This is a genomic window from Streptomyces sp. NPDC046887 (genome assembly GCF_040644755.1).
Lineage (GTDB): Bacteria > Actinomycetota > Actinomycetes > Streptomycetales > Streptomycetaceae > Streptomyces > Streptomyces lichenis.
Genome location: NZ_JBEYXH010000008.1, coordinates 156938 through 179694, shown reverse-complemented (window position 1 = coordinate 179694; position 22757 = coordinate 156938). Strand labels below are relative to the sequence as shown.

General features: G+C 74.2%; 21 protein-coding genes and 2 pseudogenes. 9 read left to right on the top strand and 14 right to left on the bottom strand.

From position 1 onward, the window contains the following. Positions 1-24: 24 nt before the first annotated feature. The 5 genes from ABZ945_RS11325 to ABZ945_RS11305 form a co-directional block, all read right to left on the bottom strand. On the bottom strand, positions 25-825 hold the full coding sequence (locus tag ABZ945_RS11325) for an ABC transporter permease (protein ID WP_361267035.1): 801 nt from the start codon (positions 823-825) through the stop codon (positions 25-27). After that, a complete protein-coding gene (locus ABZ945_RS11320; protein WP_361267033.1) occupies positions 822-1799 on the bottom strand; it encodes an ATP-binding cassette domain-containing protein in 978 nt (325 codons plus the stop codon). The genes ABZ945_RS11325 and ABZ945_RS11320 overlap by 4 nt, the downstream gene beginning before the upstream one ends. 151 nt (positions 1800-1950) lie before the next feature. Next, positions 1951-2592 (bottom strand): PadR family transcriptional regulator, encoded by a 642-nt coding sequence (locus ABZ945_RS11315; RefSeq protein WP_361267139.1) that lies wholly within the window; start codon positions 2590-2592, stop codon positions 1951-1953. Positions 2593-2777: 185 nt separating this feature from the next. Next, positions 2778-4235 carry an aldehyde dehydrogenase family protein gene (locus ABZ945_RS11310; RefSeq protein ID WP_361267031.1) on the bottom strand — a complete coding sequence of 486 codons (1458 nt, stop codon included), beginning with the start codon at positions 4233-4235 and terminating at the stop codon, positions 2778-2780. Between the two features lie 293 nt (positions 4236-4528). Beyond that, positions 4529-5392, bottom strand: a complete 864-nt coding sequence (locus ABZ945_RS11305; RefSeq protein ID WP_361267029.1) for a helix-turn-helix transcriptional regulator — start codon at positions 5390-5392, stop codon at positions 4529-4531. Between the two features lie 370 nt (positions 5393-5762). Between ABZ945_RS11305 and ABZ945_RS11300 the strand changes: the two are divergent. Further along, positions 5763-6251: pseudogene (locus ABZ945_RS11300) on the top strand (ATP-binding protein); the annotation flags it as partial. A 258-nt stretch (positions 6252-6509) separates the two neighbouring features. On the opposite strand, the gene ABZ945_RS11295 reads toward ABZ945_RS11300, so the two are convergent. The 5 genes from ABZ945_RS11295 to rpmG form a co-directional block, all read right to left on the bottom strand. Next, positions 6510-6749 carry a DUF397 domain-containing protein gene (locus ABZ945_RS11295; protein ID WP_361267027.1) on the bottom strand — a complete coding sequence of 80 codons (240 nt, stop codon included), beginning with the start codon at positions 6747-6749 and terminating at the stop codon, positions 6510-6512. 447 nt (positions 6750-7196) lie between these two features. Next, positions 7197-7445: a 30S ribosomal protein S18 gene (rpsR, locus tag ABZ945_RS11290; RefSeq protein ID WP_361267025.1), complete on the bottom strand. Its 249-nt coding sequence runs from the start codon at positions 7443-7445 to the stop codon at positions 7197-7199. Positions 7446-7448: 3 nt separating this feature from the next. After that, complete coding sequence (locus ABZ945_RS11285) at positions 7449-8606, bottom strand: GTP-binding protein (RefSeq protein WP_361267023.1); 1158 nt, start codon at positions 8604-8606, stop codon at positions 7449-7451. Then, complete coding sequence (locus tag ABZ945_RS11280) at positions 8606-8860, bottom strand: type B 50S ribosomal protein L31 (protein WP_361267021.1); 255 nt, start codon at positions 8858-8860, stop codon at positions 8606-8608. Before ABZ945_RS11280 ends, ABZ945_RS11285 begins: the two co-directional genes overlap by 1 nt. 3 nt (positions 8861-8863) lie before the next feature. After that, a complete protein-coding gene (gene rpmG, locus ABZ945_RS11275) occupies positions 8864-9028 on the bottom strand; it encodes a 50S ribosomal protein L33 (RefSeq protein ID WP_100568502.1) in 165 nt (54 codons plus the stop codon). Positions 9029-9090: 62 nt separating this feature from the next. On the opposite strand from rpmG, the gene rpmB reads away from it, so the two are divergent. The 3 genes from rpmB (at position 9091) to ABZ945_RS11260 (ending at position 10401) form a co-directional block, all read left to right on the top strand. Continuing rightward, positions 9091-9327 (top strand): 50S ribosomal protein L28, encoded by a 237-nt coding sequence (rpmB, locus tag ABZ945_RS11270; RefSeq protein WP_361267018.1) that lies wholly within the window; start codon positions 9091-9093, stop codon positions 9325-9327. Next, complete coding sequence (rpsN, locus tag ABZ945_RS11265) at positions 9327-9632, top strand: 30S ribosomal protein S14 (protein ID WP_361267016.1); 306 nt, start codon at positions 9327-9329, stop codon at positions 9630-9632. The genes rpmB and rpsN overlap by 1 nt, the downstream gene beginning before the upstream one ends. A 106-nt stretch (positions 9633-9738) precedes the next feature. After that, positions 9739-10401: a hypothetical protein gene (locus tag ABZ945_RS11260; protein ID WP_361267014.1), complete on the top strand. Its 663-nt coding sequence runs from the start codon at positions 9739-9741 to the stop codon at positions 10399-10401. Positions 10402-10431: 30 nt separating this feature from the next. Here the strand turns inward: ABZ945_RS11260 and ABZ945_RS11255 are convergent, their stop codons facing one another. Further along, a complete protein-coding gene (locus ABZ945_RS11255; RefSeq protein WP_361267012.1) occupies positions 10432-12621 on the bottom strand; it encodes an FUSC family protein in 2190 nt (729 codons plus the stop codon). A gap of 62 nt (positions 12622-12683) precedes the next feature. Beyond that, positions 12684-13847 carry a DUF2786 domain-containing protein gene (locus ABZ945_RS11250; protein ID WP_361267010.1) on the bottom strand — a complete coding sequence of 388 codons (1164 nt, stop codon included), beginning with the start codon at positions 13845-13847 and terminating at the stop codon, positions 12684-12686. A gap of 344 nt (positions 13848-14191) precedes the next feature. Between ABZ945_RS11250 and ABZ945_RS11245 the strand changes: the two are divergent. From ABZ945_RS11245 to ABZ945_RS11235, 3 genes and pseudogenes are all read left to right on the top strand, one after another. Next, positions 14192-15059 (top strand): annotated as a pseudogene (locus tag ABZ945_RS11245) (ABC transporter ATP-binding protein). Then, positions 15053-17314 (top strand): ABC transporter permease, encoded by a 2262-nt coding sequence (locus tag ABZ945_RS11240; protein WP_361267008.1) that lies wholly within the window; start codon positions 15053-15055, stop codon positions 17312-17314. Before ABZ945_RS11245 ends, ABZ945_RS11240 begins: the two are co-directional and overlap by 7 nt. A gap of 8 nt (positions 17315-17322) precedes the next feature. Further along, complete coding sequence (locus ABZ945_RS11235) at positions 17323-19071, top strand: bifunctional 3'-5' exonuclease/DNA polymerase (RefSeq protein WP_361267138.1); 1749 nt, start codon at positions 17323-17325, stop codon at positions 19069-19071. A gap of 32 nt (positions 19072-19103) precedes the next feature. Here ABZ945_RS11235 and ABZ945_RS11230 read toward each other — a convergent pair whose 3' ends face one another. Then, positions 19104-19493 (bottom strand): rodlin, encoded by a 390-nt coding sequence (locus ABZ945_RS11230; RefSeq protein WP_361267006.1) that lies wholly within the window; start codon positions 19491-19493, stop codon positions 19104-19106. A gap of 223 nt (positions 19494-19716) precedes the next feature. Next, positions 19717-20109, bottom strand: a complete 393-nt coding sequence (locus ABZ945_RS11225; RefSeq protein WP_248633320.1) for a rodlin — start codon at positions 20107-20109, stop codon at positions 19717-19719. Between the two features lie 177 nt (positions 20110-20286). On the opposite strand from ABZ945_RS11225, the gene ABZ945_RS11220 reads away from it, so the two are divergent. Both ABZ945_RS11220 and ABZ945_RS11215 read left to right on the top strand, forming a co-directional pair. Beyond that, the gene (locus ABZ945_RS11220; RefSeq protein ID WP_361267003.1) at positions 20287-20664 is read left to right on the top strand and encodes a DUF6479 family protein; all 378 of its coding nucleotides are present in this window, start codon (positions 20287-20289) and stop codon (positions 20662-20664) included. Positions 20665-21334: 670 nt separating this feature from the next. Beyond that, positions 21335-22738 (top strand): cytochrome P450, encoded by a 1404-nt coding sequence (locus tag ABZ945_RS11215; RefSeq protein WP_361267001.1) that lies wholly within the window; start codon positions 21335-21337, stop codon positions 22736-22738. Positions 22739-22757: the final 19 nt, after the last annotated feature.

Below are 22757 nucleotides of genomic sequence, written 5' to 3'. Positions count from 1 at the left end.
AGGTGCAAGCTCGTCGGTGCCTGGTCAGCCGCCGAGGCGGCGGAAGCGGCCCACGGCGAGCGGGAGGAACACCGCGACCAGCAGCAGCGGCCAGGCCACCGCCAGCAGCGCGGCGTGCTCGGCGGCCCAGGAGCCGCCCGCCGCCGACCCCGGGGCGCCGACCAGGTCCCGTACCGCCGTCGCGGTGGCCGACACCGGGTTCCACTCCACGGCCGCGGCCAGCCAGCCCGGCATCGACGCGGGCGCGGCGAACGCGGTGGAGAGGAACCCCACCGGCCAGACCAGGATCTGCACCGCCTGCACCAGCTCCGGGCGGCCCGCCACCATCGCCAGGTGGATGCCCACCCACAGCATGGCGAAGCGCAGCAGGAGCAGCAGCCCCACGGTCGCCGCGAGCGCCCCGGCCCCACCTCCGGGCCGCCAGCCCACCGCGTAGCCGACCGCGAGCATCACGGCGAGACCGACCGCCGACTGGAGCATGTCGGCGGCCGAGCGGCCGACCAGCACCGCCCCGTCGGCCATCGGCATGGCCCGGAAGCGGTCGATGACGCCCTTGTCGAGGTCCTGGGTGACCGCGAGCATGGTCGACTCCAGGCCGAAGGCCATGGTGAGGGCGAGCATCCCGGGGACCAGGTAGTCGATATAGGCGCCGTCCACGCCCCGGCCGCCGCCGATGAGGTAGCCGAACATCAGCAGCAGCATCACCGGGAAGACCAGTCCGACCACGACCTGGGCCGGCTGCCTCGCCCAGTGCGCCAGCTCCCGCCGGGTCATGGTCCACGAGTCGGCCGCCGCCCAGGTCACCGCCGAGCCGAGCGCGCTCATACCGGCACCTCCGTCCGGTCGGTCAGCTGGGTGTCATCGGTCAGCCGGGTCTCATCGGTCAGGTGGAGGAAGACCTCGTCCAGGGTGGGGCGGCGGACCGCGATGTCCTCCGCCTCGACACCGGCCGCCGCGAGCTCCCGCACCACCAGCGTCAGCGCGGCCATCCGGTCCGCGACCGGGGCGCTGACCAGCCGCCGGTCCGGGTCCACCGCGGCTCCGGCGGGCAGCAGCGCGGCGGCCTCGGCGAGCCGGCCGGCGTCCCGTACCACCACGTCGATCCGGTCGCCGCCCAGCCGGCCCTTCAGCTCGTCCACGGTGCCGTCGGCGATGACCCGGCCGCGGGCGACCACCGAGACCCGGTCGGCGAGCTGGTCGGCCTCCTCCAGGTACTGGGTGGTCAGCAGTACGGTGGTGCCGCCGCCGACCAGTGAGCGCACCGCGTTCCACACCTCGGTGCGGCCGCGCGGGTCGAGCCCGGTGGTCGGCTCGTCCAGGAACAGCACCTCCGGTTCGGTGATCAGCGAGGCGGCCAGGTCGAGCCTGCGCCGCATCCCGCCGCTGTACCGCTTCACCGCCTTGCCCCCGGTGCCGACCAGCCCGAACCTCTCCAGCAGCTCGTCCGCGCGGGCCCCGGCCCGGCGGGCGCCCAGGTGGTACAGCCGCCCGAACATCTCCAGGTTCTGCCGGCCGCTCAGCTCCTCGTCCAGCGCCGCGTGCTGGCCGAGCAGCCCGATCCGGCGCCGCACCTCGCCCGCGTGGGTGCGGACGTCGTACCCGGCCACCCGGGCGGTGCCGCCGTCCTGGCGCAGCAGCGTCGCCATGATCCGTACGGCGGTGGTCTTGCCCGCCCCGTTGGGCCCCAGCACCCCGTGGACGGTGCCGCGCCGGACGCTCAGGTCCAGCCCGTCCAGGGCGTGCTTCTCCCCGTACCGCTTTCCGACACCCTCCAGGGTGATCGCCTCGCTGTCGGCCATCCCGCTCCCCTCTGATCTGACCGCCTGGCTAGTAAAACTTGACTACTACGCGAGCTTGACTACTACGCGAGGAGGCGAGGAAGCACCCCGATCGCGAGCCCCGAACGATATACCCCGACCCCGCACTAGTCAAACTTGATTAACGGAACCCTCAGCGGTTGTCGCCGGGGTGGGGCACGCCCGTGGCGTACGGGTTCTCCTGGCCCTCGGCGAGGACGCCGACGAAGTGCTCGCCCTCACCGGCGAAGGTGTACGCCCCGCCCTCCACCCGCCGGATCAGCCCCCGGGTCCACTCGGCGCCGGTGTCGGCGGAGTCGAGCCAGTAGTTCATGATCTCGCCGATGTGGCCGAACTGCCCGGGGCCCTGGGCGGGCGTGTAGTACTCGGTGACGGACTCCCGCCACTGCCGCAGCGCCACCACCCGCGCGTTCAGTAGCGCCAGCACCTCGGCCCGCTCCAGCTCCACCATCAGGCCGAGCGCGCCGGCCAGCGCGTCCGTCCCGGCCTCGGGGTCGGACAGCCCGGCGCGCAGCAGGGCCATGAACTCCTCGGTGCCCCGCTCGGTGACCTCGTACTCGGTGCGCGGCGGCCCGCCGGCGGTGCTGGGCGCCGTCTCGTAGGCGTGCAGCAGGCCCTGCTTGGCCATCTGCTTCAGCGCGTGGTAGATCGACCCCGGCTTGGCGTTGGACCACTCGTGGGCGCCCCAGAACTCCAGGTCGTTGCGGACCTGGTAGCCGTGCGCCCGCCCGTGCTGGCGCACCGCCCCGAGGACCAGCAACCGGATCGCCGACATGTGCACCCCTGTCCGTCCCACGCGACCGTCGTACGCGACCGCGGTGTGCGACCGCGGTATGCGATCCGATCAGGGTACGGCGGGGGGTGGGGGCACACACGGCGGCGGTAGTCAACCGGGCCGGATCGCGATACGCGGGTGTCCCCGGCCTGGGCGGGCCGGGGACACGGGATACGGCGCGCGGGTCAGAACGGGAAGCGGCTGCGGCCGTGCTGGATGGAGATCCACTTGTGGGTGGTGAACGCCTCCACGGTGGACTCGCCGTTCAGCCGGCCCACACCCGAGTGCTTCTCGCCGCCGAACGGCACGATCGGCTCGTCGTGCACGGTCGAGTCGTTGATGTGGATCATCCCGGTCCGCACCCGCTGGGCCAGCCGGACGCCGCGCTCGATGTCACCGGTGTGGACCGCGCCGCTCAGACCGTACGGGGTGTCGTTGGCGATCCGCACCGCCTCCTCGTCCCCGTCGAAGGGGATGAGGGTCACCACCGGGCCGAAGATCTCCTGGCGCAGCACCGGGGAGTCGTCCGGTACGCCGGTGAGCACCGTCGGGGAGAGCACGTTGCCCTCGGCGGTGCCGTGCACCAGGGCGGTGGCGCCGCCCGCCACGGCCTGCTCGACCAGCGCGGTCACCGCCTCCACCTGCGAGGAGTTGATCAGCGGGCCGAGGTGGGTGGCCGGGTCCGCCGGGTCGCCGGACACCAGGGTGCGCACCTTGGCGGTGAACTTCTCGGTGAACGCGGCCTCGACCGACCGGTCCACCAGCACCCGGTTGGCGGCCATGCAGACCTGGCCCTGGTGGACGAAGCGGCTGAAGACGGCCGCGTCCACCGCGTAGTCGAGGTCGGCGTCGTCCAGCACGATCAGCGCGCTGTTGCCGCCCAGCTCCAGCACCGACCGCTTGAAGTTGGCGGCGCAGACGGTGGCCACATGCTTGCCGACCTTGTCGGAGCCGGTGAAGGAGATCACCGAGGGCACCGGGTGCTCCAGCAGGGCGTCCCCGATCTCCGCGATGTCGGTGATCACCACATTGAGCAGCCCGGGCGGCAGCCCCGCGTCCTCGAAGAGCTTGGCGACCAGGCTGCCGCCGAGGATCGGGGTGTTCTGGTGCGGCTTGAGCACCACCGCGTTGCCCAGGGCCAGCGCGGGGGCGACGGACTTCAGCGACAGCAGGAAGGGGAAGTTGAACGGGCTGATGACGCCGACCACACCGACCGGGACGCGGTAGAGGCGGTTCTCCTTGCCGTCCTCCGGGGAGGGCAGGATCCGGCCCTCGGGGCGCAGCGCCAGGTTGACCGCCTCGCGCAGGAACTCCTTGGCGAGGTGCAGTTCGAAGCCCGCCTTGGTGCGGGTGCCGCCCAGCTCGGCGATGATCGCCGCGGCGATCTCCTCCTCCCGCTCCTCCACCAGCCGCAGGGCCCGCTCGAAGACGGCGCGGCGGGCGTACGGGTTGGTGTCGGCCCAGGCCTGCTGCGCCCGCTCGGCGGCCCGGTACGCCTGATCGACCTCGTCCACGGTGGCCACCGTTATGGAGGCCAGCTTCTCGTCGTTGTACGGGTTGAAGTCGATGATGTCCCACGAGCCGCCGCCGGTCCGCCACTCACCGTCGATGTACTGCTGGGCAAGGTCTGTGAAGTAGGACATGCCATCCCTTCCGGAACCGGGGCGGACACGGGTCGGCCGGGAACGCCGGTGCGGCGGCCCCGGGCCTCGGGCCGCGGGCGCGGCCGGCCCCACATGACGAGACGTCATGACGAGACGTCATCCTACTGAGGAGTCAAACAAGTTGAACGGTTCCTTGCGATTCGCCTTCGCCGGGTTTCCGAGGTTGGCGGAATCGCGCCGGAGCGCCCGCCCCGCCGATCGATCAGCCGAGGTCAGATCAGTCCCAGTCCGTTCAGCCGCAGTCCGTTCAGCCGCAATCCGTTGAGCCGAGGTCAGATCAGCTGGAGCAGGCCGCGCAGCAGGTCGCGGGTCTCCTCCGGGCCGGGGCTGTCGGCGTGCAGCCGGGCGAGTGCCCGCTCGTACTGGGCCACGTCCTCCGGCTTGTCCAGATAGAGGGAGCTGGTCATCTGCTCCAGGTAGACCAGGTCGGAGAGGTCCGACTCGGGGAACCTGAGCATGGTGAAGGCGCCGCTCTCGCCCGCGTGGCCGCCGAAGCTGAACGGCATCACCTGGAGGGTGACGTTGGGGCGCTCGGACACGTCGATGAGGTGCTTGAGCTGATCCCGCATGACGTTGCGGTCGCCGTACGGGCGGCGCAGCGCGGCCTCGTCGAGGACGGCGTGGAAGTGCGGGGCCCGCTCGGAGACCAGCACCTTCTGGCGTTCGGTGCGCAGCGCGACCCGGCGGTCGACCTCGGCCTCGGAGGCGCCCGGCATACCGCGGGCGACCACGGCGTGCGCGTACGCCTCGGTCTGGAGCAGCCCGTGCACGAACTGCACCTCGTAGATGCGGATGAGCGAGGCGGCGCCCTCCAGGCCGATGTAGGTCTGGAACCAGTTCGGCAGCACATCGCCGTAACTGTGCCACCAGCCCGCGACATTGGCCTCCCGCACCAGGGCGAGCAGCGCGGTGCGCTCGGTCTCCTCGGTGACGCCGTAGAGGGTGAGCAGGTCCTCGATGTCTCTGGCCTTGAAGCTCACCCGTCCCAACTCCATGCGACTGATCTTGGATTCGGATGCCCGGATCGAGTAGCCGGCCGCCTCGCGCGTGATCCCACGCGACTCGCGCAGCCGCCGCAGCTGCGAACCCAGCAGGATGCGCCGTACCACGGAGCCGCCCGACTCTGTTGCGGTCACGTCTCCACCCTCCCCACTCGCTGATGTGTACGACGGAGCACCCCCAGAGCCCCGAGAAGCCGGATTCTGCCACCAAACGCTCCGAGGCGTACGCGATCGGTTACAGAAAGAGCCGCAGTGGCCGGAGGGCGACCCTCCGGATCACCGGCATATGACGCCGGATCACTGGCATATGACCGGGACATCACGCCGGAGCGAAGAATCGGTGGGGGAAGATTTGCCGCTAACCGGTACGTACGATGATAGTACGGTCGCGTGCACGTGCATCTGCCCTTGCATCGGCTGGTCGCTTTCGGAACCATGGGCCCCGCGCACCTGCGTACTCGTTCGTGTTGTCGCACCACAGCCGCGAATCCCGGGAGTGCCTCGCATGGGGACGAATGGATCGACCATGCTCGCGCCTTTAAGGCAGGGGCTTATGCCGATCGACGCCGCGTCCGTCTCCTCCTCTGCCTCCTGCGCCCTGCCCGGCCGCTACGAAGCGGTGCGCGGGGCTCGTGAGTTCACCAGCACCACGCTGGCCCGGTGGGAGCTGTCCGAACGGTTCGACGATGTCGCGCTGGTGGTCTCCGAACTGGTCACCAACGCCCTGCGGCACGCCCTGCCCCCAGAGGGCTCGGTGGCGCCCACCCGTTACGAGGCCCCGGTGCGGCTGCATCTGATGCGCTGGACCGGGCGGTTGGTGTGCGCGGTGCGCGACCCGAGCCCGCAGTGCCCCACCGCCCGTGAGGCGGAGGAGGACTTCGCGGCCGAGTCGGGGCGCGGGCTGCTGCTGGTGGAGTCCTTCAGCGACAGCTGGGGCTGGCACCCGCTGGCCGGCACCCTGCGCGGCAAGGTGGTCTGGGCGCTGTTCCGCCTGGTCGAGCCGGCCTGCCCGGCCGGGCTCTCCGACCCCCTGCCCACCGCCGGACCGCCGTCTCCCGCGGGCCCCGCGGACCCGATCGCCCCGACCGCTCCGATCACTCCGGCCGGTCCGATCGCGTCACCCTGAGGCCATCGGCCGCCGGGGGGAGGCGGCCGTTCCCCCGCGAGGGCTCCGCGCCACCGGCACCGACCGGGCGGCGCGGAGCCTTCGCCGTAAGACCGATCAGCATCCGCCATCGGCTGCGGCCGACGTTCAGTTCCCCACCAGGTGGTCGAACTCCCCGTCCTTCACGCCCAGCAGCATCGCCTCGATCTCGGCGGGCGTGTAGACCAGCGCGGGCCCGTCCGGGTGCCGTGAGTTGCGCACCGCCACCGCCCCGCCGGGTAGTTTGGCGAACTCCACGCAGGAGCCCTGCGAGTTGCTGTGCCGGCTCTTCTGCCAGACCACGCCGCGCAGTTCCGTGGCCGCCATGCCGTTGTACGCGTGGTGCACAGAACTCTCCCGGGGATACATGATGCTTAGGTCAACCAAGCGGGATCATAGCTCCGTTCATATGCACCTGCATGAGCAGATGCACGTGCACGCGGGGTCATCCCCTGGTTACCCACCTGGTCACCGCCGCGGGCCGGCCGACGGGGCGGCCCACTACAAGAAGACGCCCGGAAGCCGCCCAACGCTCCCGTTCTCCGCGACGGGTTCCGGCGGCACCCGTTCCGGTGACCCTCCGACCCGGTGCCGCGTTCACCCGTCCCAAGCCGCCATCCTCCGGCTTGTTCCCGCCCCCTCCTCCCCACGGCATACGAAACCGGCCCCCCGCGGCACTCAATCGGTGCCATGGAGGGCCGGAATCCATCGCCCGGCAGCCGCTTCCGGTCCCGGGCGGCCGGTGCGGCGCCCTCCGAGCCGGCGGAGGGCGGCCGGAAGGCGACCGGAACGGGACTACCGTGCCGAGGAGCCGTACGGCAGCAGCGCCATCTCGCGGGCGTTCTTGATGGCGCGGGCCAACTGCCGCTGCTGCTGGGCCGAGACCCGGGTCACCCGCCGGCTGCGGATCTTGCCGCGGTCGGAGATGAACTTCCGCAGCAGATCGGTGTCCTTGTAGTCGATATAGGTGATCCCGTCCTTCTCCAGCGGGTTGGGGCGGGGCCGGGCGGACCTGCGGTCGGCGGCGCTGCGGCGCGGGGACATGGGTCAGACCTCCAGGAAGGTGTCGAAGTCGGAGGGGAGCAGCTGCCAGGCGGTGGGCCCGGCGGCGTACTCCGCGTCGGTGAGCAGGCAGGAGTCCAGCAGCCGCCCCAGCCCGTCGCGGTCCAGGTCGGGCGAGGTGAAGACCAGGTGCTGGCAGCGGTCGCCGTGCTCGGGGTGCCAGTCCAGCGCGGCCGCCGCCCGGCGTACCGGGGGCACCAGCTCCCAGGCGGCGTCCGGTAGCGAGGCGAGCCAGGGGCCGGCCGGCTCCACACAGAGCGCGCCGCCCGCCGCGTCCCAGGCGACCAGGGTGTCCGGGCGGTCCGCCAGCCAGAACCGCCCCCGGCTGCGGGCGGCGGCGCAGGTCAGCTCCTCCAGGGCCGCGTACAGCCGCCCCGGGTGGAACGGCCGGTGCCGGCTCCACACATAGGTACCGACCCCGGCCTCCTCCGCCTCCTGCGGCAGCAGCGCGCAGGCCGGGTGCTGGGCGGCCGCGGCCGCCTCCACGTCGAACCCGGCGAAGGCGGCCGCCGCCAGGGCGCCCGTCTCCTCCTCCACCCGCACCTGCCGTGCGGTCGGGTGGAGCTGGGCCAGCAGCGCCCGGTCCTCGTCGTCGGCGGCCGGGCTGTCCAGGACGGCGAGCACCGGCGCGTACTCGACCTGCCGGGCCCAGGTGTCGGCGACCGTCCGCCGGTCGCTCGGGGCGGCGGCCAGCCCGGCGTCGGCGAGGTCGTCGCCGTTGCCGAGGCAGGGCAGCACCAGGGCGGGGTCCACCGCGGTGATGACCGCGCCGATGGTGAGCCCGGCGCCCGCGACCACCTCCGCCATGGCCTTCGGCTCGACCGAATCCCAGAGTTCGACCACCGCGAGCCGGGTGTCCCCGGCCTCGGCCAGCCGCTCCAGCTCGGGCACCAGGTCCTCGCGCAGCGCACAGCAGGCGCAGTCGTTGACCAGCGGGGTCTCACCGGTGTCCCGGAGCCCGCCGGCGTCCCGGACGGTCCGCCGCACGGTGCCCTGGTCGGCGGCGGTGGACAGGTCGTGGTGGAGCGCCACACTGCCGGGTACGGCGGTGAGCAGCCGGTCCACGGTGGCGGTGCGGGCCTCGGCGTTCAGCCCGGCGACCAGCGCGACGACCAGCCCCGCCCGCTCTCCGTCCGGCGGCATCAGCGGGCCTCGTACCGGCCGTAGCGGCGCTCGAAGCGCTCCACGCGTCCGGCGGTGTCCAGCACCCGGGCCTGCCCCGTGTAGAAGGGGTGGCTCGCGGAGGAGATCTCGACGTCCACGACGGGATAGGTGTTCCCGTCCTCCCAGTCGACCGTGCGGTCACTGGTCATGGTCGAGCGGGTCAGAAAGGCGAAGCCGCCGGCCCGGTCGCGGAAGACGACGGGCCGGTACGGGGGGTGGATGCCCTGGCGCACGGGTCAGCGCTCCTCTCGGAAGTCGACGTGCCGGCCGGCCACCGGGTCGTACTTGCGCAGGGTGAGCCGGTCGGGGTCGTTACGGCGGTTCTTGCGGGTGACGTAGGTGTAGCCGGTGCCGGCGGTGGACCGGAGCTTCACCACCGGTCGGAGTTCGTTGCGAGCCATGCCGTGTAGAGTAAATGAAAACGATTCCCATAACCAAGTGACCGAAGGAGAGGTAGCTCACCTTGTCCGCCCACTGCCAGCTGACCGGCTCCAAGCCCGGGTTCGGCAACCGGATCTCGCACTCGCACCGGCGCACTGCCCGCCGCTTCGACCCCAACATCCAGCGCAAGCGCTACTGGCTGCCGAGCGAGGGCCGGTACATCCGGCTCACCCTCAGCGCCCGGGGCGTGAAGACCGTGGACACCATCGGCGTCGAGGCCGCGGTGCGGCGCATCCGTGCCCGGGGAGGGAAGGTCTGATGGCGAAGAAGAGCAAGATCGCGAAGAACGAGCGGCGCCGGGAGGTGGTGGCCCGTTACGCGGCCCGCCGCGCCGAGCTGAAGGAGACCATCCGCCGCCCGGACACCCCCGAGGCCGACCGCGCCGCCGCCCTGGCCGAGCTGCGCCGCCAGCCGAGGGACGCCAGCGCCACCCGGCTCCGCAACCGGGACAGCGTGGACGGCCGCCCCCGCGGCCATCTGCGGAAGTTCGGCCTCTCCCGGGTCAACCTCCGCAGGCAGGCCCACGCCGGCTATCTGCCCGGGGTGGTCAAGTCCTCCTGGTGAGGCGGGTGCTGACCGGACATCCGGTACGGGGGGCAGCCTCCTCACGAGAGGGGGTGCCCCCTCCCCGTACCCGCTGGTAGCTTGACGCGGAACCGAGGAGGCGCAGGTGCCAGGGCTCACAGGACTCGTCCGCCGTACACCGCTGCTGACGGCCGCCGCCGTCGCCGCACTCGCACTGGCGGGCTGCGGAGGCGGGGGCGACGACAACGCCGGCGCCCGCCCGAGCCTCGGCAAGGGCGCCCCCTCCCCGGTCGCCACCGCCGCCCCCGGGAGCCCGACCCCTTCCGCCGACGCCTCCGGCACCCCGGAGCCCGGCGGCACCCCGGAGCCCGGCGGCACCGAGAGCGCCGACCCGAGCGAGCGGCCCGACGGAGGCGGCCCCACCGCCTCCCCCACCAGCGGATCCGGCCCCTCCGCGTCCCCCTCCGACCACGCCACCGCCTCCGCGCCCGCCCGGACCCCGCAGCCGTCCCGGAAGCCGGGAGAAGGCGGTGGCCGGGCGGTCGAGGGCTCCTGGGTCGGCACCACCCAGGGTCGGCCCGTCAGCCTCACCGTCAAGGAGGGCCGCGCCGTGGTGCTCGCGGAGGCACATGTCTGCCAGGGCACCGCCGACGGCCCGGCGACCTCCCTCACCCTCCGGCTGACCTGCGACAGCGACTACACGGCCCGCGCCGAGGGCACCGCCCGGGCGAAGGGCAAGAAGATCACCGTCGAGTGGCAGGGCGGCGTGAAGGACAAGCTCACCGAGGCCCCGGTGCCCAAGGACTGAGCCGAGTCCGGGACGGGCCGAGCAGCGGTATCAAGCCGCCCCTCCGCCAGCCCCTCCGCCCGGGCCCGAACCCGGCCCCGGGCCCGAAGCCGGCCCCGCACCCTTCCGCCCCGCACCCTTCCGCCCCGCACCCTTCCTCTCCTCATCCTTCCGCCCCGCGTCCTTCCTCGTCCCCTCCCCGTCCGACAGCGCCTCGGCCAGCTCGTCCAGGGCCTCCAGCAGCAGCCGGGCGCCGTTGCGGAGGACCGGGTCCGGGACGGACTCGCGGTCCCAGCGGGTGACGGCGGCGCGGAGCTCGCCCCACTCCGGGGCGCGGCGTTCGCGGACGGCCCTGGCACCGCGCTCGGTGGCCTGACGCAGCGACTCGGCCAGGCTTTCGGCCACCGGCAGCGCGGTGGTGTGCCGGTCCGGAAGGTGGGCCTCCATCAGCATGGCGACCCGGCCGAACTGGCCCAGGGCGTGCTCCGCGTCGGCCGCCGCGGTACGGGACAGCCCCCGGTGCCGTACCGGCTCATGGGCGGCCCGCTCCAGTGCGTCCTGCCAGGCCACCCGCGCCTCCCGGGTGCCGAGCAAGGCCTCCCGTACCGCGTCCGGGGCGCGACTGGCGGGGCGGGCGTAGTGCGCGGCCACACAGGCCGCGTACCGGCCGTCGGCCGCCAGCCAGTCGGCCAGCCGGGTCCGCAACCGGGGCGTCTCCCAGGCCGGGTACACCGCGTACGACACCATCGCCAGCACCCCGCCCAACAGGGTGAGCACCACCCGCTCGGGCACCGTCTGGGTCCACTCCTGGCCGCCGGTGCCGAGCAGGAAGACCACATAGGCGCCCACGCAGGCCTGCGCGGCGACATAGCCGGTGCGCATCAGCAGATACATCCCGAAGGCGCAGACCACCGCCAGCGCCGCCGACCCCCACGGCCCCGGATGGGCGCCTTGGACCACCCCGGTGGCGACCGCGACGCCCACCAGGGTGCCGCAGAACCGCGCCACGCTACGGGAGTAGGTCTGGCTGAAGTCCGGCCGCATCGCCATCACCGCGGTCATCGGCGCCCAGTAGCCGTGCCCCAGCGGCAGCACCGCACCGATCACATAGCCGAGGTCCGCCACCGCGGCGACCCGGACCGCGTGCCGGAACACCGGGGAGGCGGGCCGGAGTTCGCCGCGCGCCCGGCGGAGCGCGCCCGGTGCCAGCTGGAGCAGGGTGGGCCGTTCCCGTACCTCGCCCACCTCGGCCCGGTCGTCCGGGGTGACCGCCTCCACCACGTCGTCCAGCAGCGCGGCCAGCCGCACCGCCGCCCGGCGGGCCGGTCCGCTGAGGACCGCACCGGTGTCCGGGGTGCGCAGTGCGGCCAGCGCCTCGGCCGGTACGGCGGCGGGGCGGCCCTGCCGTACGGCGCGGGCGGCCGCGTCCAGCACACTCCCGGCGGCGGCCAGCAGTTCCCGTACCCGGTCCCGTTGCGGCCCCTCGGCCGGGACCCCGACGGCGGGGTCGGCGAGCGAGGCGAGCACCGGGCGGATGCGTTCGGCCAGCCCGCGCGCCCCGTGCAGTTCGGCGGGGCGGCGGCGGGCCTGGCGACGGCTGACCGCGGCGGCGCTGCGGGCCGTCATCAGCGGGGCCGGGTCGAACAGGGCCAGCGGGTCCTGGCGCAGCCGCCGGGAGTAGTCGGCCACCGCCGCCAGCGCGTCGGCGAGCGCGTCCCGTTGGGCGCCCCAGCGGCGGATCGGCACCAGCACCACCAGGGCGGCCTGGACCACGCCCCCGGCCAGGATCACCGCCGCGTGCCCGGCGGCCTGGGCGACGGAGGTCGGCAGGGTGACGGTGACCAGCATGATCGCCACATTGGAGGAGGCGATGACTCCGGCGGTCGGCGCGGCGGACCAGGCCATTCCGGCGAGGAAGGTCCACACCGTCAGCAGCAGCAGGAAGAGCAGGACATGGGCGCCGGTGAGGTAGCCGAGGAAGGTGGAGACGGCGAGGGTGGCCCCGGAGACCAGGGCCAGTGTGGGCCGGGAGCGCCAGCTGCGCTGGAAGGTGGCGATCGCCGCCTGGAACGCCCCGAACGCCGAGCTCACCGCGACCGCCGGACCGAAGAGCGCCAGGCTCACCCCGACCACCAGCGCCAGCCCGGCCGCGCCGCGCAGGGCGACGAACGGCTCCAGCCGCGGCCGTTCGACGGTCAGCCCCGCACGTGCGGTCGCCTTCAGCGCGCGGAGCCAGCTCATGCGTCCGAGGGTAACGGCCGCAACCGGACCTTCCCGGACATCTCCCCTGCACCCCCTCCCCGTCAGCTGCCCGGCAGCCGCCTTCTCGCCTCCGTACGGGCCTGGTCGGCGGCGTCCCGGCCGTGGAGCCAGCCCGCCTCGTCGGTGGCGCCGCGCACCCGGGTGGCGGTCGTCTCGGGGAACATCGCGTCGGCGCGGGCGCTCACCGCGGCCTCCCGAGAGGCGAGCACCGGCAGCAGCCCGGCCCCCTCCGCCCCGGCCGCGGCATCCGCGGTGACCCGCTCGGCGGCCGTCTCCAGCCGGTCGCCGAGCCGGTGCGCGTACGCCAGCAGGAACGACTGCCGGAACGTCTTCGTCCGCTTCCGTCCGCCCGCGCGCTGTTCCCGCTCCGCCCGGCTCATCGCGGCCATGCCCTGCACCAGCAGCGAGGTGTACAGCAGCTCCACCACCTCCAGGTCCGCCCCGAAGCCGACCACCGTGGAGAACCCGAACGCCTCGCTCCACACCGCCCGGCAGCGGTTCGCCCGGGCGACCGCGTCCAGCAGGATCGCCTTGCTGGTCTCGTACGGCGGCTCCACGCCGATCCGCACCGCCTCCGGCCCCTCCGCCCGATGGGTACGGGCCGCGAGCGCCGCCTCGTCCAGGCTGTGGCGGGCCATCAGCTCCTGCGCCTTGGCGGTCAGCGCCTCCGCCTCCTCCGGATAGCCGGTCGCCTCGGCCTTGGCGAGCAGCGCCCGGATCCGGCCGAGCATCCGCGGCTCCCCGGGCGCGGCCGGTGCGGTCAGCGGCGCCCCCGGAACCGGGCCGGCCGGTTCGATCGCGGGCAGCCGGGCCAGCAACCGGTACAGCTCCAACACAGCGGTGGCGTACGAGAACCGGTCCGCCCGCCACTCCGCCCCGGGCAACTCCGCCAACTGCCCGGCCCACCGCACCGGTAGCGCCGGATACCCCCGCACCTCGGCGACGATCAGCCCCGCGGCCAGCCGCAGATGGCGGTCCTCCAGATCCCGGCGCACCAGCCGCAGCACATCCGCCGGCTGCCAGCCGCGCTGCCACGCCCGGCGTACGAGCTCCTCACCCCGGCGCGCGAGTTCGGCGTCCGCGCCGGGGTCCCCGGCGAGCAGTGAGGCGGCCGTGTCGAGCGCGGCGTCCCGCTCCCGCTCCGTACCGCCCCCGGCGTACAACGAGGCGGCCAACGCCCGCTCGACGGTCCTGGTCTCACTCATCCCCGGCCACCCCGCACTCCTCGGCGCGGCTCACCACGGGGGTGGTGGCGGCCGGGGTGGTCGCCCCGGTGTGCCCCACTGACATCGATCTGCCTCCCTACCGACCGGCCGCCCCTTCCCCCACCATGATCCCAGCCGGCCGGCACCTCCGACGAAGGCCACCCGGTCCAGCCCCTGGCCGCCGCCCGGGCCGGCCTCATCGCCTCGGGGACGGCCGGCGCGACGGATTGACGGTCAACGCCCTGGTCAGGGGCTTGTCACCTACACGGAGGTAGGGACGGCCCTACCCGAAGACACCGGCCAGCGGGCGTGTGCCGGAGCCTCCGAAACGGTTCGATCGAACCATGACGACGACCGCTCCCACCCCCGCCCGCCCCGGGCCCGCGACCGCCCCCGCCACCACCGTCGTACGGCTCCGCGGGCTGCGGCGCGCCTACCGGGGCGTCACCGCGCTGGACGGTGTCGACCTCGACTTCCGGGCCGGCTCCTTCACGGCGGTGATGGGCCCCTCCGGCTCCGGCAAGTCCACCCTGCTGCACTGCGCCGCCGGGCTGGACCGGCCGACCGGGGGCAGCGTGGAGGTGGACGGCATACGGCTGGACCGGCTGAGCGAGCGCCGGCTGACCCTGCTGCGACGGGACCGCGTCGGCTTCGTCTTCCAGGCGTTCAATCTGCTGCCCTCGCTCACCGCCGCGCAGAACGTCGCCCTGCCGCTCCGGCTGGCCGGGCGGCGCCCCCGGCGCGCCGAGGTGCGGGACGCGCTGGCCCGGGTGGGGCTGGCGGACCGGGCCGGGCACCGGCCGGGCGAGCTGTCCGGGGGCCAGCAGCTGGGGGCACCTCCCGGCCGAAGGCTGGGGGAGGGTGGCGCTGGCCCGGGCGCTGGTCACCCGGCCCGCGGTGCTCTTTGGCGACGAGCCGACCGGGGCGCTGGACACCACCACCGGTGGCGAGGTGCTGCGGCTGCTGCGCGGGCTGGTGGACGGGGCGGGCCAGACGGTGGTCATGGTGACCCATGACCCGCCGGCCGCCTCCTCCTCGGACCGGGTGGTCTTCCTGGTGGACGGCCGGGTGAGCGGCGAGCTCACCGCCCCCACCCCGGAGCAGATCACGACCCGGATGGCGGGCCTGGACCGAGCCGTCCGCCACCGGCAGCCGCACGACGGCCCCAAGACACCGGCCGCAGCGGGACCCATGGGGGCGGGCCCATGCTGACCCTGGTCATCAGCGACCTACGGGCGCGCTGGGCGTCCTTCCTGGGCGGCTTCACCGCGCTCGCCCTGGGTGTGGGGCTGGTGGCGGCCATTGGCCTGGGGCTGGCGGCCTCACTCGATCCGCCGCCCCGTCCGCCCCAGCGGTTCGGCACCGCGCCGGTGGTGGTGTCCGGCCACGACACCCTCACCGTCCATGGCCGACGGCTGGCGCTCTTCCATCCACAGCCTGTGGACACCGCGCTGATACGCGAACTGCGCGCCCTCGGCCCAGTCAGCACCGACCCCACCGATCCCGCTGTCCCCACCGAGCTCACCGATCTCACCGACCCCGCCAAGGAGCACCACGGGGCTCCGACCGTGGTGGATGCCGTCGGCGTCCACGCGGACCCGGCGGCGGTCCGCCGGGTGGTCGGCGCTCGGGCCCGGGTGCTCACCGGGGACGAGCGGCGCCAGGCCGACCCGCGCACCGCCCGGGACGCGGAGGCCCTGGTCACGGTGAACGCCCTGCTGGGCACCGCCGGCGGGGTCACCGCGTTCGTCTCGGTCTTCGTCACCGCCGCCACCTTCGCCTTCGCCGTGGCGCTGCGCCGACGGGAGTTCGGCCTGCTGCGCACCGTGGGGGCGACCCCCGGCCAGGTGCGGCGGGCACTGCTCGCGGAGGCCTCGGTGGTCGGAGCCATCGCCTCGGCGGCCGGCTGCGCGCTCGGCGCCTGGGGCGCCCCGTATCTGGTGCGGGAGCTGGTGGCGGCCGGGCTGGCACCGGGCTGGTTCCGGCTCGGGGAGGCGACCTGGCCCCTCCACCTCTCCTTCTGGACCGGGCTGCTGATGGCCCTGGCGGGGGCCTGGGCGGCGGCCCGGCGGGCCGGGCGGACCGCTCCGGTCGAGGCGCTGCGGGAAGCCGATGTGGACGAGCGGGTGCTGCCGCCGGGCCGGCTGCTGCTCGGGGCGGCGCTGCTGCTCACCGGTCTGGGGCTGCTCGGCTGGACCCTGCTGACCGACCCCGCGGACCTGCTGAAGCGCAAGACGTACACCACCCAGCCGATGCTGCTGATCGGCGGCGCCGCGCTGCTCTCCCCGCTGCTGGTACGGCCGCTGCTGCGGCGACTGCCCCTGCCCGGCACCCTCGGGGAGCTGACCGCGGCGAACGCGGCGGCCGGACTGCGCCGCACCACCGCGGTGGCGGCCCCGGTGCTGGCGACGGTGGCCCTGGCCGGCTCACTGCTCGGCTCGGCCGCCTCGGTGCCCGCCGCGAAGACCGCCGAGGCCCGGCAGCAGACCCGTGCCTCCCACATCATCACCCCGGCCGCTGACGGAAACACGCGCCCAGCCGCCCCCGGACCCGGCGCACTCCCGAACACCCCCCTACCCGGCGCGCTTTCGAACGTCTCCCTACCCGGCGCGGTGCTCTCCCCCACCGCCTCCACCGGACTGTTCATCCCGGACGGGCCGAACGCCCTGGTGCGCCACGAGGCCCGTGCGGTCGCCGACCCCGCGGCCTTCGCGCGGCTGAGCCGGTTGCCGGTGGTGGCCGGAAACATCCGGGACCTGGACGACGGCTCGGTGATCGTCAGCGAGGAGATCGCCGACGGCGAGGCCCGCGCCGGTCCGTCGGGGACCGCCTCGACCTACGGCTGGGCAACGGCTCCCCGGCCTCGCTGCGGATCGCGGCGGTGCTGGCGACCGGCACCGGAAGCAACGGCCCCTATGTCACCACCGCCAACGCCCCGGCGGCGGCCGTGGACCGGATCGACGCACTGCTGGAGCCGGGCACCCGGCCAGAGGCGCTGCGGCCGCTCGGCGGCACCGTGCGGACCCCGGAGGAGTACCCGGACGCCGCCCCGGCCACCGGCCGACCGGGCCGGCGCCACCCGGGGCCAGGTACTGCGCACCCTGGCCGCCGAGGCGCTGCTCGCCACCGCGTTGGGCACGGTGCTCGGCGCGGCGGTCACCGCGGTCCAACTCGGCGGCCTCGCGGCGGCCCTGGCCGCACTCTCCGCCCCGGTGGCGATCGCGGTGCCCTGGGCGGCGCTCGGGGCGGCGGTCATCGGCTGTGCCCTGGTGGCGGCGATGACAGCCGTACTGTCAGCCCCGGCTGCAACCCCAGCCCAGGCCCAGGCCTCAGCCCTCTCCCCCTCCATCATCTCCCCATCCCCATCCAGCGTGTCAGCCCGGACATCCGCCGCGATCCCGGGGTCCTCCCGGCCCCGCGTCGACCGGCCGGATTGTCAGTGCCGGGTGCCAGACTCGGACGGGTGAGCGAGCGGGTGTCAGAGCAGGTCGGCGAGGGCCGGGGCGGTGAGCCGCGGGGTGCTGAGCGCTGGCTGGTGGCGGGCGCCGAGGGGGGTGGGGCCCGGCTGGTGCCCCTGGGCGAGGACGGGCTGCCCGCCGGCCCGGTCCGCACCGAGCCGGACCTGGTGGCGGCGGTGCGCTCCCGGCCGGACGCGGCCCGCTGGGTGTGGCGGTCCACCGCCGAGGTGTATCCGCGGCTGCTGGCAGCGGGGGTGCCGGTGGAGCGGTGCTACGACATCGAGGTCGCCGAGCAGCTGCTCCTGGGCCACCGGGGACGCTGGGGCGATCCGCGGTCGGCGGCGGCCGCCTGGGCCCGGTTGCACCGCCTCCCGGTACCGCCGGACCTACCGCAGCGCGCCGCCGCCCCGGTCTCCCAGTCCTCCCTGTTCGAACCGGGCCCGGCGCCCCTGCCGTTCGACGCCCTGCTGGAGGTCTACGCGGACCAGCAGCGAAGACATGACGCCGCCGAACACCCGGGCCGGATGCGACTGCTGACCGCGGCCGAGTCGGCCGGGATGCTGGTGGCCGCCGAGATGACCAGGGCCGGGCTGCCCTGGCGGGCCGATGTGCACCGGGAGGTGCTGCACGAGCTGCTGGGCGAGCGGTACGGAGGCGTGGGCGAGCCGCGCAGACTGGCGGAGCTGGCGGACGAGGTGTCGGCGGCCTTCGGGCGGCGGGTGCGGCCGGATCTGCCGGCGGACGTGGTCCGGGCGTTCGCCCAGGCCGGTATCGCGGTGAAGTCCACCCGCCGCTGGGAGCTGGAGCGGGTCGGGCATCCGGCGGTCGCGCCCCTGCTCGCCTACAAGAAGCTGTACCGGGTCTGGACGGCGCACGGCTGGGGCTGGCTCCAGGACTGGGTGCGCGAGGGGCGGTTCCGTCCCGAGTACCTGCCGGGCGGCACAGTCTCCGGGCGCTGGACCACCAACGGCGGCGGGGCGCTCCAGATCCCCCGGGTGATCCGCCGTGCCGTGGTCGCCGACCAGGGGTGGCGGCTGGTGGTCGCCGACGCCGACCAGTTGGAGCCCCGCGTGCTGGCGGCGATCTCCCGTGACCCGGGACTGATGGAGGTGGCGGGTGACCCCGGCGATCTCTACACCCGGCTGTCCGACCGGGCGTTCGCCGGGGACCGGGAGCACGCCAAGCTCGCCCTGCTGGGCGCGGTCTACGGGCAGACCAGTGGCGACGGGCTGAAGAACCTCGCCGCGCTGCGCCGCCGCTTCCCCCGGGCGGTCGCCTATGTGGACGAGGCGGCACGGGCGGGCGAGGAGGGGCGGCTGGTGCGCACCTGGCTGGGCCGGACCAGCCCCCGCGCGGCGGACGCGGGCGAGGCGGAGGAGGCGGGCCTGCCCCAGGAGGGCGGACCGGTGGACGGCGGTACGGAGCCGGCGGGCGCCGCGGACGGCGGGTTCACGCCCGGCTACGCCTCCTCGGACGCCCGGGCCCGGGGCCGCTTCACCCGGAACTTCGTGGTCCAGGGCAGCGCCGCCGACTGGGCGCTGCTGATGCTGGCGGCGCTGCGCCGTTCGCTGACGGGCCTCCGGGCGGAGCTGGTGTTCTTCCAGCACGACGAGGTGATCGTGCACTGCCCCGCCGAGGAGGCGCCGCAGGTCGCCGAGGCGATCCGCGCGGCCGGTGACACGGCGGGACGGATCGCCTTCGGCGACACTCCGGTGCGGTTCCCGTTCACCACCGCCACGGTGGAGTGCTACGCGGACGCCAAGTAGCCCGGGCGGCGGGGGCAGGGAGCCCGAGAGGCTCAGTCCTGGACCGCGACGGCCCCGTTCTCGGAGATGAGGTTCTCGACCAGGTGCGACAGGGCACTGTCGCCCTTGACCGCGGTGGAGCCCTCCGCGCACTGCTGGTCCTGCTGGTCGTTGACCAGGTCCTGGATGCCGATGTTGATCAGCAGGATGTTCTGGATGTCGCCGTTGACGGGCACCCCGACGCAGGGCTTGTTCAGCGAGCCCTGGACCAGTCCGGTCTGCGGGCTGAGCGCACCGCCGGTGACCGTGTTGCCGTAGGACTGGGTGGCGAAGTTGTTGTTCTGCGTGTCGATGTTGTCGTCGCCCACGGCGGAGGCCATCGGGGCGGCGGCGCCCAGCACGGCGGCGGCGATACCCGCGGTGGCCAGAACCTTCTTGATCATGATCGCCCAATCGTCGGAATGCCCGGAGCCATGGGCGGCGCCGGGCGTGCGAGGGAGGAGAGGGGTGGAGCGGAAGAAGAAGAACGGCCGCGGACCGAGAGGTCGCGGCCGAACTGCCGGTGCCCGTACCGGGCCGGTGCCGGTGAAGGGCGCCAGGGCGCCACGGTCACCGTACGGGCCGGCCCGTACGACCGCGCGGGTCGTACGGGCCGGACGGCCGGCGTCAGTCCTCGACGGCGGCGGAGACGTTCTCGGAGAGGACGTTCTCCAGGATGTGCGACAGCGCGCTGTCGCCCTTGACCGCGGTGGAGTTCTCGGCGCACTGCTGGTTCTGCGTGTCGTTGAGGATGTCCTGAACGCCCACGTTGACCAGGGCGACGATGTTCTGGACATCGGCCTGGACGGGGAGTCCGACACAGGGCTTGTTCAGGGAGCCCTGGACGAGCCCGATCTGCGGGCTCATGTAACCGCCGGTGACGGTGTTGCCGTAGGACTGGGTGGCGAAGTTGCCGTTCTGCGTGTCGATTCCGTCGTTGCCCACGGCGGAGGCCATCGGAGCGGCAGCGCCCAGCACGGCCGCAGCGACGCCGGCGGTGGCCAGAACCTTCTTGATCATGGTTCATCCTTCTCGTCGAGAGACCCGGTGCTCGGGTCGCCCTGCCCAACAGCCCGGCTCCGTTTAGGTTCCGCGAGGTCACTCGAAGAGATCAATCACGTACGAGAGGACGATCAGTTTGTCGTACCCGTAGGGGCGTGAGTGTCTGATTCCGCTTCCACCGGGTACACGCCTGATATGGACTCTCTCACCGTGTTCGCTGCGGAGTATGCACTTAGGGACCATCTCGTAGGCATTGGTCCTCTTGTCGCGGGCATCCTGCTCGTCGGCTTCCTTGTCGGTGGATTCCTGGTGGGGCGGCGCATCCGCCAGAAGGAGTCGCCCGCTCCGCGGCCGGAGGAGCAGCCGCACCGCCCGGACGACGCGGGCATCCCGGGTGAGACCGAGGGCCACCGGCGCCCGGCCGAGCTCGAAGAGCGTGAGGACCGCCTGATGCCGTACGAGGTGAAGACCCAGAGCACCGAGGCGGACTCCTCGCCGGTCTCCGAGCACGACGCCAAGTGGCGCGGCTCGCACAGCGGCAGCTGGGGAGCCGGCGGCCCCGGCGCCGGCTGACCCCGCGCGCGCCGCGCCCCCGTTCTCGGGCGCCCGGCGCCACCCCACCGCGCCTCCCCCTTCCCGCAGCGCGCAGGTGAGACACGCCCCCGGCGGCCCCCGGCACACGCCGGGGGCCGCCGCGCGCATACCCACCCGTAGTCACTCGGCACACACCCCCACCCGGAGGGTGAGGCACCGCCCGGCCCAGGCCGCCGGGACCCCCGAAGCCGTTCGGCCCGCATCCCCCACCGGGGCCGTTCGGCCCGCGCCCTGAGGCATCGCCCGGCCAGGGTACGGAGCCGCCCGGGCCGCCGTCAGGCGCACGCCGAGGCCGTGGGCCGTGGGTTGCCGTCGGGCATACGCCGGGTGTGTCGGCGCACGCCACCGGCCTCCCCCGGCACCCCCGCTCGCCCCCATGGCGCATGCCGACATGCTCGTCTGCGCAGCCCGCTCAACCGCTCGGCTCCCGGCCCCGCCCCTGCCCGCGCCGTGGGTATCGCCGGGCCCGCCTCGGCCACCCGGCCGGTATCGACGGGCCCGCCTCGGCCACCCGGCCGGTATCGACGGGGCCCGCCCAGGCCGCGCCCCGTCGGCGACGGCCGATCGAGCCCCGCGGCCGACCCGCCACCACCCCGCCGCCGCCCCGCGCGGGCCGTTTCGCCGTTCGGGGGTCGGGAACCCGGCGGCCATGACCAGCGGCGACGATGTCTTCACCACGCGTACCGAGTCGGCCTCCCCCGCCGCATCCCTCGACTCCCCGCATACCCCGGCCAGGGCCTCGGGCCGGGAGACCGCCCGGCTGGCCGCGCGGATCGTCGCCCCCACCCTCGCCGGCGGGGTGATCATCCGGCGCAGGACCGGTATGGCGCTCGCCGAGCGGTACCAGGTGGACCGGCGGGCCATCGCCCTGCTCGGCGAACTCCGCGAGGAGCACGGCCCCGGTCCGCTCCGCCTCGATGTCGCCGGACGCCGGTTCGCCGTGCTGCTGCACCCGGAGGACGCCGGGCGGGTGCTGGTCGGCACCCCCGACCCGTACTCCCCCGCGACCCGGGAGAAGCGGGCCGCGCTGGAGCAGTTCCAGCCGCACGGGGTACTCATCTCCGAAGGCGGCGAGGGCGGGGAACGCGAAGAACGGCGGGCCTTCAACGAGGCCGTGCTGGAGTACGGCAAGCAGACCCACAGCCTCGCCCCCGCCCTGGTCCGCACCGTGCGCGAGGAGGCCGGCAAGCTGCTCGGCGCGGCCACCGCCGGGGACGGCGAGATCGACTGGCGCCGCTTCCACACCGCCTGGAACCGCACCGTCCGGCGGATCGTGCTCGGCCCCGCCGCCCGGGACGACACCGCGCTGACCGCGATGCTCGACCGGCTGCGCTCGGCCGGCAACCGATCGTTCGCCGCCCCGCGCCGCACCGCACTGCGGGCCCGCTTCGAGCGCCGGCTGCGCGCCCACCTCGACCGCGCCGAACCGGGCTCGCTGGCCGCCGCCCTCTCCCGTACCCCCGCCGCCCCCGGCACCGACCCGGCCGGCCAGGTGCCGCACTGGCTGTTCGCGTTCGACGCGGCCGGCATCGCCGCGTTCCGCACCCTCGCCCTGCTCTCCACACACGGCAGGCAGCTGGACCAGGTCCGGGGCGAACTGGCGGTCACCGACCTCTCCGAACCGCACCTCCTCCCGTACACCCGGGCCTGTGTACTGGACACCGTGCGGCTCTGGCCGACCACCCCGTTCCTGCTGCGCGAGTCGGTGCGGGACACCCGCTGGGGCGCGGACACCCTGCCGGCCGGCACCGGCTTCCTCATCTACGCGGCGCTGTTCCACCGCGACGAGGCGCTGCCCTACTCGGACCGGTTCACGCCGGAGATCTGGCTCGACGGCACCGCCCGGCACACCGAGGCGCTGCTGCCGTTCAGCGCCGGACCGGCCGGCTGCCCGGGTGAGGACCTGGTGCTGCTGGCCACCTCCACCGCGCTGGCCGCGCTGCTGGAACGCCATGACTACCTGCCGGAGCGCCCCGCCCGGCTGCGCCCCGACCGCCCACTGCCGCACACCCTGGACCACTTCTCGCTGCGCCTCGCCGCCCTCCCCCGCTGAGCCCCCGAACGCCCGGGCG

Bases quoted from the DNA above. Each gene is read 5' to 3' on its own strand.
- ABZ945_RS11240 (WP_361267008.1), top strand. From the start codon at position 15,053: ATGCTGACCCTGGTCATCAGCGACCTACGGGCGCGCTGGGCGTCCTTC.
- ABZ945_RS11215 (WP_361267001.1), top strand. From the start codon at position 21,335: ATGACCAGCGGCGACGATGTCTTCACCACGCGTACCGAGTCGGCCTCC.
- ABZ945_RS11315 (WP_361267139.1), bottom strand. From the start codon at position 2,592: ATGTCGGCGATCCGGTTGCTGGTCCTCGGGGCGGTGCGCCAGCACGGG.
- ABZ945_RS11310 (WP_361267031.1), bottom strand. From the start codon at position 4,235: ATGTCCTACTTCACAGACCTTGCCCAGCAGTACATCGACGGTGAGTGG.
- ABZ945_RS11220 (WP_361267003.1), top strand. From the start codon at position 20,287: ATGGACTCTCTCACCGTGTTCGCTGCGGAGTATGCACTTAGGGACCAT.
- rpsR (WP_361267025.1), bottom strand. From the start codon at position 7,445: ATGTCCCCGCGCCGCAGCGCCGCCGACCGCAGGTCCGCCCGGCCCCGC.
- ABZ945_RS11225 (WP_248633320.1), bottom strand. From the start codon at position 20,109: ATGATCAAGAAGGTTCTGGCCACCGCCGGCGTCGCTGCGGCCGTGCTG.
- ABZ945_RS11285 (WP_361267023.1), bottom strand. From the start codon at position 8,606: ATGCCGCCGGACGGAGAGCGGGCGGGGCTGGTCGTCGCGCTGGTCGCC.
- rpmG (WP_100568502.1), bottom strand. From the start codon at position 9,028: ATGGCTCGCAACGAACTCCGACCGGTGGTGAAGCTCCGGTCCACCGCC.
- ABZ945_RS11230 (WP_361267006.1), bottom strand. From the start codon at position 19,493: ATGATCAAGAAGGTTCTGGCCACCGCGGGTATCGCCGCCGCCGTGCTG.
- rpsN (WP_361267016.1), top strand. From the start codon at position 9,327: ATGGCGAAGAAGAGCAAGATCGCGAAGAACGAGCGGCGCCGGGAGGTG.
- ABZ945_RS11320 (WP_361267033.1), bottom strand. From the start codon at position 1,799: ATGGCCGACAGCGAGGCGATCACCCTGGAGGGTGTCGGAAAGCGGTAC.
- ABZ945_RS11255 (WP_361267012.1), bottom strand. From the start codon at position 12,621: ATGAGCTGGCTCCGCGCGCTGAAGGCGACCGCACGTGCGGGGCTGACC.
- ABZ945_RS11325 (WP_361267035.1), bottom strand. From the start codon at position 825: ATGAGCGCGCTCGGCTCGGCGGTGACCTGGGCGGCGGCCGACTCGTGG.
- ABZ945_RS11250 (WP_361267010.1), bottom strand. From the start codon at position 13,847: ATGAGTGAGACCAGGACCGTCGAGCGGGCGTTGGCCGCCTCGTTGTAC.